We start from the raw sequence: 13,519 nt of genomic DNA on the forward strand, positions 1-13,519 counted from the left end.
GGCGCCATAGGCCTAAGCCTGGGCGCCGGACAACCCAGCTGATTTTTTTTCAGATTTTGTAATGTATTCACCCCTCTTCACACAGGAAGCCTGCATGAAAATAGTCATCGCGCCCGATTCATATAAAGAAAGTTTGAGCGCCATGGAAGTCGCCACCGAGATAGCCCGGGGGTTTTGTGAGGTGCTTCCCAACGCCGAATATATCAAGTTACCGGTCGCCGACGGCGGCGAAGGCACGGTGCAATCTATGGTGGATGCCACCGGCGGCAAATTAGTCGAGCTTAAGGTCACTGGGCCCCTGGGCAGTCAGGTGGATGCCCACTATGGCCTGCTGGGTCAGGAGGCGCCCGGACAGCGCACCGCGGTGATCGAGATGGCCTCGGCCTCTGGGCTGCACCATGTGCCGACCCTCTTGCGCGACCCTTTGGTCACCACCAGCTATGGCACGGGCGAGCTTATCTGTCATGCCCTCAACAGTGGCGTCACCCATCTGATCCTCGGCCTTGGCGGCAGCGCCACCAACGACGGCGGCGCAGGCATGCTACAAGCCCTGGGCGCGCACCTGCTGGACAATGAGGGCAAGCCCCTAAGGCCCGGCGGCGCAGCGCTTGAGCACCTCACCAGTGTCGATATCGGCGAGTTGCATCCACGGCTTGCCCAGGTAGCAATTGAGGTCGCCTGCGATGTAGATAATCCACTGTGCGGCGACAAGGGGGCCTCGGCCATCTTCGGGCCGCAAAAAGGCGCCGATGAGATCATGGTCGCCAGATTAGACAAGGCCCTTAGCCACTTCGCCGCTATCACCCATGCTGCTGGCCTCAAGGAGTGCCGCGACATGCCGGGCGCCGGCGCCGCGGGCGGTATGGGCTTTGCCATGCTCGCCTATCTGGGCGCCAAGTTAAGACCCGGCATAGATATCGTCATGGAGACGGTCAGGCTGAGCGAACATCTCAAGGGCGCGGATCTCGTCATCACGGGCGAAGGCCGCCTCGACAGCCAGACACTACATGGCAAGACCCCCATGGGCGTCACCCGCGAGGCCAATAAACAGGGGATCCCGGTGATCGCCATCGCCGGCTGCGTCAGCGAGGATGCCAATGTGCTGCTGGACCACGGTATAGACGCCCTGTTTTCCGTGACGCCGAGGGCCTTGCCGCTCGAGGAGGTGCTGGCCGGCGCCCGTCATAACCTCTATAGCTGCGCAGTCAATATCGCCCGCCTCTATCGTCTGGGGCGTTAGCCGCCGCTCTGAGTTGACTCTAAATGCCCTGATGCCGCCTTGGCTCAGGGCTTTTGATTATCAGCTAACGGCTTTCATTTCGGCTCAAGGCTGGTCTCTGATAAGCCAGTCGCCCGCCAGCCATTTCACTTTTCCCCTTGATGCGGTATAAAGCTTACAGTAAAGTTAGCTCCCTTTTTCGATCGCCTGTTTTTCTATTTCAAAACAGACACAAGTTAAGCGACGCGCCTCGATGACATCAAAACAGACACGACAAGCGACCGCCTCTGAAGAGGCCTTGATGCGTATTTTCACTCTGCCCGAGGCACCGAATTCGACCCTGGGTAAGATAGAGAAAAACCTGTCGGAGAACCTGATGGGCTTCCTCAAAGAGAGTATCGTCGCGGTCGAGAAGCCGCTGACCGAAATAGAAAAAGATTTCCAGGCCTACCAGATCCCTACAGCCCCCAGCTTCGTCTCCGACTATGCCGAGCAGATGATGCAGACCCTAATCGCCCACAGCGTGCACACCTCGGCTCCTAGCTTCATAGGTCATATGACCTCGGCCCTGCCCTATTTCGTGCTGCCGCTGTCGAAGATGATGGTGGGGCTCAACCAGAACCTGGTGAAGATAGAGACCTCCAAGGCCTTCACGCCGCTGGAGCGCCAGGTGCTGGGGATGATGCACCACATGGTCTATGGCCAGACAGAAGAGTTCTACCAGAGCTGGATGCACAGCGCCAGTCACTCATTAGGCGCCTTCTGCTCCGGCGGCACGGTCGCCAACATCACGGCGCTGTGGATCGCCCGTAACCGTCTGTTAAAGCCGGACGGCGACTTCAAGGGGGTGGCCCAATCTGGCCTGATGCGAGCACTGCGCCACTACGGCTATGACGATCTGGCCATTCTGGTATCAACTCGAGGTCACTACTCCCTCGGCAAGGCCGCAGATCTGTTAGGCATAGGCCGCGACAACATCATCAGCGTGCCCTGCGCTAGCGATAACAAGGTAGATGTGGCCAAGATGCGCGAAGCGGCCGAGCAGTTAGCCGAGCAGAACATCAAGGTGATGGCGATTGTCGGCGTGGCCGGCACCACGGAGACAGGTAATATCGACCCGCTCGATGAGCTTGCGGATCTCGCCGAGCAGCTGGGTTGCCACTTCCATGTGGATGCCGCCTGGGGTGGTGCCAGCCTGCTGTCGAGCAAGTATCGCCACCTGTTAACCGGTATAGAACGCGCCGACTCGGTCACTATCGATGCCCACAAGCAGATGTACGTGCCCATGGGCGCCGGTATGGTGCTATTTAAAGACCCGGAATTTGCCAACGCCATCAAACACCACGCCGAATATATTCTGCGTAAGGGCTCGAAAGATCTGGGTAGCCAGACGCTGGAGGGCTCACGCCCCGGCATGGCCATGCTGGTGCATGCCTGCTTACAGATCATCGGCCGCGACGGTTACGAGATCTTAATCAACAACAGCCTGGAGAAGGCGCGTTACTTCGGCGAGCTGATTGCCGCCCAGGACGATTTTCAGCTAGTCTCCAGACCTGAGCTCTGCCTGCTGACCTACCGCTATGTGCCGGCCAAGGTGCAGGCGCTGCTCAATGAGGCGGTCGCAGCCGGTGACGCGGCCCGTGTGAGCGAAATCAATGCATTACTTGACGGCCTGACCAAGTTTATCCAGAAGCGCCAACGTGAGCAGGGCAAATCCTTCGTCTCCCGTACCCGCATCATTCCGGCCAATAACCTAGAGCAGACCTCTGTGGTGTTCCGCGTGGTGCTGGCCAACCCATTGACCAGCAATGAGATCTTACAGCAGGTATTGGATGAGCAGCGCGACATAGCCAAGCTAGACGATCGCTTCCTGCCGAAATTGCTGGCCCTCTAGTTTTTCAATAGCTCAATCTAGAAAGTGCAATCGAGCACGCTCACTCGACAAATCTGCCCCTGTCTACCTCGGATGGCAGGGCGCAAGTTCTGCGACCAAACAGGCGATAACGCCGATTGGCTACCTGGCGATAGCCCCAGTCTCGCAGGCCCCTGGGCAGCACTTTCAATACCCTTAACAGGGGCCATAGACCATCGAGCTTGCTTGCCACCGCCAGCGCCGCCTCGCTCTGGGCCAAGACACCCTGCTCATCGAGCAGATAGAAGCTGCTGAGATCCTCAAGGTCCACGTTTATCCCGCGATTGGCCAACAGCCGCTGGGCCGTCTCGCTCTGAATCGAGGCGAATTTGAAATGCTCGCGCCTGTCGCGCCTGACGATGAAACGCACCGCGCCGTGGCACAGGTTACAGCTGCCATCGAAGATCACTAAAGGATAGCGATCCCCCTGCAGGACTCTATCCTCAATGTCAGTGGGTTGATTGTTAATTCGCTGACTCCTCATTTTTGCCGCTTTCTCGACTTTCTACTCACAACGTTCTCGACTCTCGACTCGCTTCCCAAGCTATCAGCTATCCGCTATCAGTTCTCAGGGCTTGGAAAGCCTTTGCGCTCGCCTCTTACCTGAGTGTATCACCCAAGTCGCCATAATCTGCTTTAGTTCATTTCAAACAGAGGCCAATTTTGTACAAAAACAGTCAACTCATTTAGGCTATGATGGCTAAGAGCCGATACAAACCAGTGACGAACTAGAACTATTGAGTAGTAACCACTGAGCATAGGCCTCTCGACGCGAGTATAAAGAGATTGCCCAAACACCCATGAAGTCACCAGCAACTGAGTCAACAACCAAGCATGCCGCTGATCCCCAACGTCTCGGCCGTAAATCGGCAAAGGCCCAAGCAAAAGCCCGAGAAAAGCAGCAGACAAAAGAGCAGGCCAACTTCAGCCTGGCAAAGGAGCTGGGCGGCATAGAGCTACTGGATGCCAGTTACCATCAGCAAAACTTCTCGCGCCACAGCCACGAGGGCTATACGGTGGGCGTGATCGAAACCGGCGCCCAACGTTTCTATCGCACCGGCGGCGATCACACGGCGCCTCAGCACAGTATCATATTGGTGAACGCCGATGAGGTGCATAACGGCCGCTCGGCCACAGACTTTGGCTGGTCCTATCGCGCCATGTATCCCCTGCCGCAGCAATTTGCCAGGGTCCACGATGAACTAGGCGGTAAGGCTGGCGACGCGCCCTATTTTCCTGAGCCTGTGGTGCACGACAAGCCGCTGGCTGAGCTGTTACGCCTCACCTTCGACACATTAAGCTCCTCAGACAATGCCCTGCTGCGTGAGAGCCTCATCTACACCAGCCTGGCACGCCTGATGTCCCGCCATGGCGCCAGCCGCCCGGTCGAGAAGTCGCTGCGACCAACGGCGCAGCTGGCACTGGTAAAGCAGTTTCTGGATGATATGCCCACCGCCGATGTCTCCCTCGATGCCCTAGCCAAACTGGCGGGGCTCAGCCCCTTCTATCTGATCAAGCAGTTCCAGCGCCAGTATGGTTTGCCCCCCCACGCCTACCAGATCCAGGGGCGAATTCGATTGGCTAAACAGATGATCCACCAGGGATGCAAGCTGCTGGAGGTAGCGCTGGCCTGTGGCTTTCATGATCAGAGTCACCTCAATCGTCACTTCAAACGTGCCCTGGGCGTCACCCCGGGCCAGTATGCCAGAGAGGTCGAAGCCAGTAGGCCAAGAGGCTAATAGCTCAATCTGTAAGGCAAGGCAGGACAAAAAACAGCGCAACAATGTACAAGCAAGGTGCGCCCTTTTCTAGTAAGGTCGAATAATCCCTGAATCAAAACCAGCTAAGATGACACGCGAATCTCAACCAGACTCGAAAAAGCCTTTGCCTGACTCGGCCGCCGAAAGCCCAGATGCCGGAAGCCCAGATGCAAACAGCGCTAATACCGAAAACGCTATGCTCGACAACGAAAGCCTAGGTAACGAAATAGGTAACGAAATAGTTAACGAAAGAATAGGCAATGCATCACCAATGCGTGCGGCGCTCAAGGGGGCGCTGGCCATCTCGCCCCTGACACTAGCAGTCGTTCCCTGGGGCATACTCGCCGGTTCTTTTGCCATAGACGCCGGGCTCACGCCATTGCAAAGTCAGGCCATGTCGGCGCTGGTCTTCGCCGGTGCGGCGCAGCTGGTGGCGCTTGGGATGATCAAGGCAGGGATTGGCCTTGCCAGCATATTAATCACCACCTTGCTGATCACCTCGCGCCACCTGCTCTATGGCATGGCGATGCGCCCGCAGATCAGTCCGCTGCCGCTGAGGTGGCGACTCACCCTGGGCTTTCTGCTCACCGATGAGCTGTTTGCCATCGCCAACCTGGGCAAACAGCGCAGCCTGGATCCCTGGTTCGCCTTCGGCGGCGGCTTTAGCTTCTATCTAGGATGGAACCTAGCCACGGCAATGGGGATAACCCTGGGCCATAAGATAGAGAATCTGGACGCCTTGGGGCTGGATTTCGCCATCGCCGCCACCTTCATCGCCATTGTGGTGCCTGCGGTGAAACGCCCCTCAATCCTGGTGTGTGTGCTGGTCGCCATGGTGGCGAGTGTGGTGTGCGCCCTGATGGAGCTGCAGGCGGGGCTGCTTATCGCCTCCTTGACCGGCATGGCCTGCGGCCAGCTCTATGCCAAACTCAGCGGTGAATCCTGGAGGCAGGCATGATGATCTGGCTTACCATGCTCGCCATGACGGTGGTGATCTTCCTCAGTCGTTACTTGTTTCTCGAGCCAAAACTGCCCCTGCGCCTGAGTAAAAACACCCTGCAGTTCCTGGGATATTCCGCGCCTGCGGTGCTAACCGCCATCGCCGCTCCCATACTCTTCGTGCGCGACCAGCAGCTGGCGATCACATTCGATAACAGCTACCTCATCTGCGGCTTAGTGGCCGTGTTACTAGCCTACTTTACCCGCAACACACTGCTGACCGTGCTGGTGAGCATGGCGCTGTTTTTCATCATACATTAGGGAGAAATTTAAATGGCGGTAACCTGTCACGTGAAATACATCATCGACCCGAATAAGCTGGATATGTTTGAGCACTATGCCAGACTCTGGCTGCCTTTGGTGGCCAAGTTTGGCGGGCAACATCACGGCTACTTCCTGCCCAGCGAGGGGGCCAACGATGTTGCCCTGGCGCTATTCAGCTTTCCGTCACTAGCCAGCTACGAGCAATACCGCGAGGCCTCAGTGCATGACAAAGAATGTATCGCCGCCTTCGAGTACGCCAAGCAGCACAAGTTTATCCGCCGCTATGAGCGCAGCTTCATGCGCCCGCTGCTGCCGGAATAATTTTATATACCGATGGAAATACCGCTAACACTCGCCATGTTGCGCCTGCATCATGGCGATATAATCTGGCATCTCCTGGCCCGGCGTGTGCGGAAAATGGCTGCCAAGGGGCAAGACGCCCACGATGCGATCGACACGAAAGTTACGAAAATCACTGCGCAGCTCGCACCAGGCTAGCAGGGTCCAGACCCCTTGCCAGTAATAGAGCGCCAAGGGGCGAATCTGGCGCTCGCTAGCGCTCTGCTTCACGTCTTGATAGCTCAATAGAATATATTCTCGCTCCCTGGCCGTCCTGCGCAGCAGGTCGAGAAAGGAGAACAGCTGCCCCTCACTGTAAAAATCGGGGGCAAACATCAAAGATTGATAGGCCTTGAGCCGCTCGGGCAACACTGCCTCGACCTTGATCATCGCCTGCTTGGCGGCGCTTGCCAGCTCGTGGCCCCCCTGGGCCTGCACCATACGCATCCCCACCTGTATCGCCTCCAGCTCCTGCTCGTTAAACATCAGTGGCGGTACATTCACCTCCTGGCGCAGCAGATAGCCGACGCCGGCCTCCCCTTCAATGGGGATCCCCGACAGGCAGAGATCCTGAATATCCCGATAGATGGTACGGCTAGAGACCTCGAGTCGCTCCGCCAGCTGCTTAGCCGTGGTGAGGCGTCTGTGTCTGAGAATTTGTACGATTTGAAATAGGCGATCGGCGCGGCGCATGACTTACCTGAATTAGCCGCCCCTTGGACGGCCCGTGGTGATTATGACTGGACGTTGCTAAATCCAGACTTAACTAGACTTTGGCTAGACCTCTACCTATTTAAACTTCGACGTGGACGCCGATAAAGATATCGACGCTGTCGGGCTGGGCGTAACACTCAAAATCGGTCAGATACTGGCGACGATAGGGGCAATCGGGGCGCTGAAAATAGGCCCAGATCTGCTGCCAGAGTGAAATAACCGCCTGGGGCATCTCTCCTGTGGCGCTGAAACAGAGGTAGTTACCGCCCTCTAAGGTGAGCGGCGTTAACTTGTCGTCATGCTCTATGGTGCCCACCTCGACCGCCGTCATCAGGCTATAGTCGCCATCCATGTCGCTGGCATAGTCGTAATAGACCCCATACACAGGCAACTTACCGAAGATCTGCTCGCCATACTGCCCCATGAAGGCCTGCCACAGAGGGGCGATTTTTTGCGTCGCCGCTTCAGACTCGGCTCCATTGTTGGTACGAACACTCATGCCGACCAGTGACTTGGGGGCGAGGTTTATCGTCTTCATCTCAATTCCTTCTGTTATATCCTTTGCATAGCTTGCTTTAATAGCTTGAATTGCAAGCGCCGCGGCGCTTGCGTTAACCCTATCAGCTGTAGCTAATGAGTCAGAACTTTAAATGCGCTGGGACATGAGTCCACTAGCCTTTCAGACTCGGTGCCCAGAGGCCGACGCGATTGCCTTCGCTATCGACGATGATGCAGCTATAGCCGCACTCCCCTTCCTTGATAGCCATGGCAGGCAAAGCTATTTCGACATCATTTTGCTCCAACCTTTCAACCAGGGGGGCCAGGTGATCGCTAAGGTGCAGATAGAGGATGCTGCCGGCTCCACTTGGGCGCATCATATCATGTTTTACCAGGGCGATACTGGCCGCTTGGGGCGCCTCTGTCTCTAGTATGGCCATCTCCATGCCAAACATCTGCTCATCGCGAAAACGCACCCCGAACTGAGCCTGATAGAAGGCCTTGGCCCGCGCCATATCCTCGACGGCGATCTCGCCCCAGACTAAAGGTGCCTGTTGTAAAGGTGTCTGGTTTAACACTTGCTGTTCTTGCATCTTGCTCTCCTTAATGGGCCGAATGCGACGCTCAACCCTGAGCGTCTCCCTCACTCGACCAGCAAGAAGAGCTTAACGTCCCCCTACTGACAGCCTAGTGTCAGTAGGCTGTCAATCAGTTAACAAACCATGACTCGCCTCCTAGCATTAGGCATTAGGCATTAGGCGTTAGGCATTAGGTGTTAGGCAAGCCCGCCTGATGCTGGGAGACAAATTCCGCCATGGCGGCCTCGGCGCGGCGCTGCACATCCGCAAGCCCCTCCTGCTCGCCAAAAGGCTCGACCACCTCGTAATAGCACTTCACCTTAGGCTCTGTGCCCGAGGGGCGCACTATCACCCTAGCGTTGCCTTGCAGACGATAGATGAGCACGTCGCTGCGAGGCAGGTCGATCGTCTCTTCGCGGCCATCGGCAAAACGGCGCACGCCCAGGCTGATGTCATCCACAGACACCAGGGCCCTACTGGCAATCTCGCTGGGGTTGAGCGCCCTTAGCTGCTCGCCTATGGTGGGCGCACCTGGCTCACCGCTGAGGGCGATACTCACCTGACGGTTGAGATAATAGCCATATTGACGATAGATGGTCTCTAGCCTGTCCCACAGAGTCTCCCCTTTGGCAGCCAGCTCGGCGGTGAGCTGCACGAAGGCGACCAAGGCTGAGAGGCCATCCTTATCCCACACCATGCTGCCGACCGTGTAGCCGAGCGCCTCTTCGTAGGCGAACAGGAAGCGATTCTCCTGAGTCTGTTTGCTCATGCCGACATTGGTCAGCCACTTGAAGCCTGTGAGTGTGGTCTCACAGCGGGCGCCGCATGCCTCACTGATGCGGGTCAGCAGACTGGAGGAGACTATGGTGCAGCAAAGCAGTCGCTGATCATCACTGGCGTGGGAGAGCAGATAATGGCCCAGCAAGACCCCCACCTGATCTCCGGTCAGCATCTGATAGGCCTCAGAGGCCAACATCTCTGGCGTGGCAGCGGGTTTACGCACCGCCACCGCGAAACGGTCGGCGTCTGGATCGTTGGCACAGGCCAGCATGGCACCATGCTTGTGAGCCTCGGCCATCACCAGATCCATGGCGCCTGCCTCTTCGGGGTTGGGGAAGTTCACCGTGGGGAAGTCACCGTCTGGCTCACGCTGGGCCGCGACCGAATAGACCTGTGTAACCCCGATATCCTTCAACAGGGTCTCGGCCATTTCGGCGCCGACCCCATGCATGGCGGTGTAGGCCAGGCTCACCAACTCGGGATGGGCGGGGCTTTGCAGCACCTCTGCGTTTAACACGCCCTGACGATAAGCCTGATAGTAATCCTCCTCGAGCATCACCAGCTTACCAGTCTCCACTGCCGTTTCCAGCGGCAACATATCCACCGGCGAGTTGGCCGCCAGCTCGATACGCGCCGCGATGCCGGTATCATGGGGCGGAATGATCTGCGCGCCATTACCCCAGTAAACCTTATAGCCATTGTACTGCGGCGGGTTATGACTGGCGGTCACCACTATGCCGGCAGCCGCCCCGAGATGCAGAACGCCGAAGGCCACCAGAGGGGTCGGCGCCACCTTGCTGGTGAGGAACACCTTGAAACCCGAAGCGGTAAGCACGCTGGCGGCGTCCTCGGCAAACTGCTTGGAGTCGTGACGGCCATCGTAGCCGATGACAACGCCGCGACTCACTGCATTTTCCACCTGAGCCTTGAGGTATTCGGCGACCCCTTTGGAGGTCTGCTGCACCACCAGACGGTTCATCCGCATGGGACCTGCGCCCACCACGCCGCGAATGCCCGCGGTACCGAAGGTGAGACGGCCAGCGAACCTTGCCGCCAGCTCCTCCTGCGCCCCCTGTTCGACCAGGGCCTGGATCTCGGCGCGACTCTTGGCGTCGCTATCGAGACTCAACCAATGTTTTATCCTTGCCTGTATCTGTGTTTGCATAATGCCTCCGCTGCACCAGTTTCCCTTAACAGTATGTCTGCCTGAAGGGGTTAACAAGTGAATTTGCATTAAAGATTCATTATATAAACTATAGAAGAAACACCCGGATGCCCCAATTGAGGTGACCTGTTTCTAGTGCCGATTTAGCTATCAAAGAGGCGGCCTGCCCCTAGATGGTCGCCAGCGCCAGAATGAGCGCGTCGATAGCGGAGGTAAAACGGCTTAGCGAAAGCCTAAGGAATATAGCTCAGCTGATTCTTACCCTGATCTTTCGCCTGATACAGGGCCATATCGGCGCGCCTTAGGGTATCCTGGTAGGAGGTATCGCCCACCTTGATCCCCGTCATCCCCAGGCTGATGGTGGCCAGCAGCTCATCCTCGGCCAGGGCAGATAAGGCGCGATTGAAGCTCTGATGCAGCGCCTCGACCATGGCCATCGCCTGAGTCGGCAGCAGACCCGGCAAGACCACCACAAACTCATCACCACCGAAGCGGTAGGCATAGTCTGTCTTACGGAACTCGCGGCGGCAGATCTCGGCCACGGCCAGGATGTTCTCATCCCCCTTGTGGTGGCCCTTGGCGTCGTTGATCTGTTTCAGGTTATCGATATCCAGCATCAATATAGTGGTTGGCATCCCCTGCTCGCTGAAGTTGTCGAAATGCAGGGCAAAGTCACGCTCGAGACGGCGACGATTATAAAGGCCGGTCAGCTGGTCCGTATCGCTCAGTTCCCTGAGCCTTAACTCCAGCTCATGGCGCTTAGAGATATTACTGGCGACCCAGAGCACCACCTCTTCGCCGTCGACGCGAAAATCCAGCGCCTGAATTCGTCCCTCGAACCAGATGGGCTCCACCGGCCCCTCGTCGGGCAACCCCTTCACATCCTTGTTGCTCAGCTCATATTCTTCGATCAGCAGGCGGCGGGTCGAGAGTGCCCTGTCTATGGTCTGCAGAAACCAGGCGGCCTTGGCGGGCTTGATCACCTCATGAAGATAGGCACCTATGAGGCCACGACCATCGTGATAGTAGCGCGCATCGCTGCCGCCGAAGACGGCCACATATTTGCCGCTACTGGACAAAATAAACGCGGGATCCGGCAGTGCCTCAAGCACGGCGACCATCTGCTCATTTGCGATCATAACCACCCCATCAATGCAGCCTGACTCACTCTCATTAAACCCTATTTGACGCCAAATCGACAAGAATAGCCAGACAAATCAATATACTTAATCGAACCACAATTCAGGTTCGCTCAATAGGTTCTTACTGGTCTGTGACAAAAATGGATTATCCAGGCGAAACACACGTCGCTCGGTCAGCCTAGCCCGCCCCAACATACCTTCTGTGATGGCATGATGATAAAAAAGTTCATCGAAGCTGCCATCGCTCAACGCCGCGCGCAGGCCATATTCGATCCGCTCCGACAGCGCCAGATTATCAGGGCTGACGAAGAAATAGAGGGGCGCTGGATAGACGATGACAAACTGAGTATCCACCATCAGGTTTGGTCTGTCGGCAATCTCGTCCCAGGGCTCATGGATCGCCCGCAGGAAATAGTCGAAGCGGCCCTTCTCCAGCATGGTCAACAGGCTGTGGGCCGCCCCCCTGACCAAGGTAAAGCCCTGGCGCTGCAAGATATCGCTGTCTGGCCAGTCGCTGCCCTGGCCAACGGGGATCCGCTGGAGCTCTTCTATCTGGGTGATGTTGGCGAAACGGGCCTCATCTTCGGTGCGTATGATGGCGATACGATGACCCATCAGTCCCTTGAGCAGGGGAAAGTAAACCGCGCGCAGCTGCCGCTCCCGGCTGATGCTGGTCATGGTCCACACCACATCCAGCTTGCCCTGCTCCACCAGCTTGATGGTGCGCCCCTGGGGCATATCCATCTCCACCGGCAGCAAGCGATAGTCGCCATATTGATCTTGGCTCTTCTCCATGGCAAGGCGTAGCAGGTCGATATAGTAACTCTGTTTGGGATCGACAAAATGGGTCGACAGGTTGTAGCGCACCTCAGTCACCTCGGCCCGCGCCATAGTTGCCGTTATGAGACAGGCCGTTATGAGACAGGCCATTATAAAACAGGTAGTTATGAGACAAGCAGTAAACGAGCAAGCTTTTCTCAGACAAACGAATGTCTTGCACGCCATCGCACTTTGCACCATGTCGCTCCTCCCTGATCCCACTGCCTTGAGTATAGCAGCCGATGCTGAGGTAGAGAGCAGAGGGAGAGAACCGAGAGCAGAACTTAACCAATGACAACAAGGCCAAGCGTCGGGCGCCGCAAAAGGGGAAAAATAGTGTAAACTGACGGGGTTTTTCGCCCAAGAGCTCTCTAGTACGTAAAGCTAAGCCGTAAAAGATAAACCGCCACCTAGAAGATTAGCCTGCCATGCAACCAGACCCCAAGCTAAGCCCTATCGAACATCACCTCAAGGTCAGCCAGACAGAGACAGACGCCTGTACCCTGCTGGCCGAGGCGAGTCAGCTTTCCAAGCAGGAGATTAAACAGGCGATGGCCAAGGGCGCCGTGTGGCTCACAAGGGGCAAATACACTCAGCGTCTGCGCCGGGCCAAGAAACCGCTGAAACTTGGGGATCAGCTGCACCTCTACTACAACCCTAAGGTACTGGCTCAACAGGTGGAGGATGCCCAGCTGATTCTGGACAAGGGCGAATACAGTATCTGGTACAAGCCCTATGCCATGTTGTGTCAGGGCTCAAAATGGAGCGATCACACCACCATCAACCGCTTCGTCGAGACTCATCTCACGCCGCAGCGCCCCGCCTTTATCATCCACCGTCTGGACAGGGCGGCGACCGGATTGGTGATCATAGGCCACAGCAAAACGATTACGGCAGCGCTCGCGGCTCAGTTCGAGCATCGCGAACTGGACAAACAGTACCGAGTGATCGTCAAGGGTGCGTTTCCCAATACACCACGCACCATCACCACTGAGGTGGACGGCAAGCCGGCGTGCTCTCACGCCAGCCTGGTGGAGTACGACAGTGAGCTGGATATGTCCCTGGTGCAGGTAAAGATAGAGACGGGCCGCAAGCATCAGATCCGCATCCACATGGCCAGCATAGGCTTTCCCGTGGTGGGTGACAGACAACATGGCGGCGCCGAGACGGGCGATGTGAATCTGCAGCTCACCGCCTGCTTTTTGGACTTCGCCTGCCCCCTAAGTAAGCAGCCGCTGCATGTTGCACTCCCCAAGGGGCTGCAACCTAGCCTGGCAGCGCTTAAGGTTTGAGCGCCCGCTTAAGGCTTGAGCAGCGCTTAAGTTTTGAG

General features: G+C 57.0%; 14 protein-coding genes. 7 read left to right on the forward strand and 7 right to left on the reverse strand.

Annotated elements, in window-relative coordinates:
• Positions 1 to 94: 94 nt before the first annotated feature.
• Both K0J45_RS13040 and panP read left to right on the forward strand, forming a co-directional pair.
• Positions 95 to 1,240 carry a glycerate kinase gene (locus K0J45_RS13040; protein ID WP_220042873.1) on the forward strand — a complete coding sequence of 382 codons (1,146 nt, stop codon included), beginning with the start codon at positions 95 to 97 and terminating at the stop codon, positions 1,238 to 1,240.
• 232 nt (positions 1,241 to 1,472) lie between these two features.
• Positions 1,473 to 3,113, forward strand: a complete 1,641-nt coding sequence (gene panP, locus K0J45_RS13045) for a pyridoxal-dependent aspartate 1-decarboxylase PanP (RefSeq protein ID WP_220042874.1) — start codon at positions 1,473 to 1,475, stop codon at positions 3,111 to 3,113.
• A gap of 40 nt (positions 3,114 to 3,153) precedes the next feature.
• Here panP and K0J45_RS13050 read toward each other — a convergent pair whose 3' ends face one another.
• Complete coding sequence (locus tag K0J45_RS13050) at positions 3,154 to 3,615, reverse strand: thiol-disulfide oxidoreductase DCC family protein (RefSeq protein ID WP_220042875.1); 462 nt, start codon at positions 3,613 to 3,615, stop codon at positions 3,154 to 3,156.
• A 316-nt stretch (positions 3,616 to 3,931) separates the two neighbouring features.
• Here K0J45_RS13050 and K0J45_RS13055 point away from each other — a divergent pair, with 316 nt between their 5' ends.
• From K0J45_RS13055 to K0J45_RS13070, 4 genes are all read left to right on the forward strand, one after another.
• On the forward strand, positions 3,932 to 4,870 hold the full coding sequence (locus tag K0J45_RS13055) for an AraC family transcriptional regulator (protein WP_258406684.1): 939 nt from the start codon (positions 3,932 to 3,934) through the stop codon (positions 4,868 to 4,870).
• A gap of 292 nt (positions 4,871 to 5,162) precedes the next feature.
• Positions 5,163 to 5,849, forward strand: a complete 687-nt coding sequence (locus tag K0J45_RS13060) for an AzlC family ABC transporter permease (protein ID WP_220045305.1) — start codon at positions 5,163 to 5,165, stop codon at positions 5,847 to 5,849.
• Positions 5,849 to 6,151, forward strand: a complete 303-nt coding sequence (locus tag K0J45_RS13065; RefSeq protein WP_220045306.1) for an AzlD domain-containing protein — start codon at positions 5,849 to 5,851, stop codon at positions 6,149 to 6,151. Before K0J45_RS13060 ends, K0J45_RS13065 begins: the two co-directional genes overlap by 1 nt.
• A 12-nt stretch (positions 6,152 to 6,163) precedes the next feature.
• Entirely contained in the window at positions 6,164 to 6,475 is a 312-nt protein-coding gene (locus K0J45_RS13070) for an NIPSNAP family protein (RefSeq protein WP_220042876.1), read from the forward strand.
• Positions 6,476 to 6,499: 24 nt separating this feature from the next.
• Here the strand turns inward: K0J45_RS13070 and K0J45_RS13075 are convergent, their stop codons facing one another.
• The 6 genes from K0J45_RS13075 to K0J45_RS13100 form a co-directional block, all read right to left on the reverse strand.
• Positions 6,500 to 7,186 (reverse strand): helix-turn-helix transcriptional regulator, encoded by a 687-nt coding sequence (locus K0J45_RS13075; protein ID WP_220042877.1) that lies wholly within the window; start codon positions 7,184 to 7,186, stop codon positions 6,500 to 6,502.
• A gap of 100 nt (positions 7,187 to 7,286) precedes the next feature.
• Complete coding sequence (locus K0J45_RS13080) at positions 7,287 to 7,745, reverse strand: GyrI-like domain-containing protein (protein ID WP_220042878.1); 459 nt, start codon at positions 7,743 to 7,745, stop codon at positions 7,287 to 7,289.
• 133 nt (positions 7,746 to 7,878) lie between these two features.
• Complete coding sequence (locus K0J45_RS13085) at positions 7,879 to 8,298, reverse strand: VOC family protein (RefSeq protein WP_220042879.1); 420 nt, start codon at positions 8,296 to 8,298, stop codon at positions 7,879 to 7,881.
• A gap of 175 nt (positions 8,299 to 8,473) precedes the next feature.
• Positions 8,474 to 10,228 carry a phospho-sugar mutase gene (locus K0J45_RS13090; protein ID WP_220042880.1) on the reverse strand — a complete coding sequence of 585 codons (1,755 nt, stop codon included), beginning with the start codon at positions 10,226 to 10,228 and terminating at the stop codon, positions 8,474 to 8,476.
• A 233-nt stretch (positions 10,229 to 10,461) separates the two neighbouring features.
• Entirely contained in the window at positions 10,462 to 11,367 is a 906-nt protein-coding gene (locus tag K0J45_RS13095; protein WP_220042881.1) for a GGDEF domain-containing protein, read from the reverse strand.
• Between the two features lie 87 nt (positions 11,368 to 11,454).
• Positions 11,455 to 12,261: a substrate-binding periplasmic protein gene (locus K0J45_RS13100; RefSeq protein ID WP_258406685.1), complete on the reverse strand. Its 807-nt coding sequence runs from the start codon at positions 12,259 to 12,261 to the stop codon at positions 11,455 to 11,457.
• A gap of 356 nt (positions 12,262 to 12,617) precedes the next feature.
• On the opposite strand from K0J45_RS13100, the gene K0J45_RS13105 reads away from it, so the two are divergent.
• Complete coding sequence (locus K0J45_RS13105; protein ID WP_220042883.1) at positions 12,618 to 13,481, forward strand: RluA family pseudouridine synthase; 864 nt, start codon at positions 12,618 to 12,620, stop codon at positions 13,479 to 13,481.
• Positions 13,482 to 13,519 lie beyond the last annotated feature (38 nt).

Origin of the sequence: Shewanella alkalitolerans (assembly GCF_019457575.1) — a bacterium.
Classification (GTDB): domain Bacteria; phylum Pseudomonadota; class Gammaproteobacteria; order Enterobacterales; family Shewanellaceae; genus Shewanella; species Shewanella loihica.

Coding starts and splice junctions, on each gene's coding strand:
- K0J45_RS13040 (WP_220042873.1), top strand. CDS start 95: ATGAAAATAGTCATCGCGCCCGATTCATATAAAGAAAGTTTGAGCGCC.
- panP (WP_220042874.1), top strand. CDS start 1,473: ATGACATCAAAACAGACACGACAAGCGACCGCCTCTGAAGAGGCCTTG.
- K0J45_RS13050 (WP_220042875.1), bottom strand. CDS start 3,615: ATGAGGAGTCAGCGAATTAACAATCAACCCACTGACATTGAGGATAGA.
- K0J45_RS13055 (WP_258406684.1), top strand. CDS start 3,932: ATGAAGTCACCAGCAACTGAGTCAACAACCAAGCATGCCGCTGATCCC.
- K0J45_RS13060 (WP_220045305.1), top strand. CDS start 5,163: ATGCGTGCGGCGCTCAAGGGGGCGCTGGCCATCTCGCCCCTGACACTA.
- K0J45_RS13065 (WP_220045306.1), top strand. CDS start 5,849: ATGATCTGGCTTACCATGCTCGCCATGACGGTGGTGATCTTCCTCAGT.
- K0J45_RS13070 (WP_220042876.1), top strand. CDS start 6,164: ATGGCGGTAACCTGTCACGTGAAATACATCATCGACCCGAATAAGCTG.
- K0J45_RS13075 (WP_220042877.1), bottom strand. CDS start 7,186: ATGCGCCGCGCCGATCGCCTATTTCAAATCGTACAAATTCTCAGACAC.
- K0J45_RS13080 (WP_220042878.1), bottom strand. CDS start 7,745: ATGAAGACGATAAACCTCGCCCCCAAGTCACTGGTCGGCATGAGTGTT.
- K0J45_RS13085 (WP_220042879.1), bottom strand. CDS start 8,298: ATGCAAGAACAGCAAGTGTTAAACCAGACACCTTTACAACAGGCACCT.
- K0J45_RS13090 (WP_220042880.1), bottom strand. CDS start 10,228: ATGCAAACACAGATACAGGCAAGGATAAAACATTGGTTGAGTCTCGAT.
- K0J45_RS13095 (WP_220042881.1), bottom strand. CDS start 11,367: ATGATCGCAAATGAGCAGATGGTCGCCGTGCTTGAGGCACTGCCGGAT.
- K0J45_RS13100 (WP_258406685.1), bottom strand. CDS start 12,261: ATGGCGCGGGCCGAGGTGACTGAGGTGCGCTACAACCTGTCGACCCAT.
- K0J45_RS13105 (WP_220042883.1), top strand. CDS start 12,618: ATGCAACCAGACCCCAAGCTAAGCCCTATCGAACATCACCTCAAGGTC.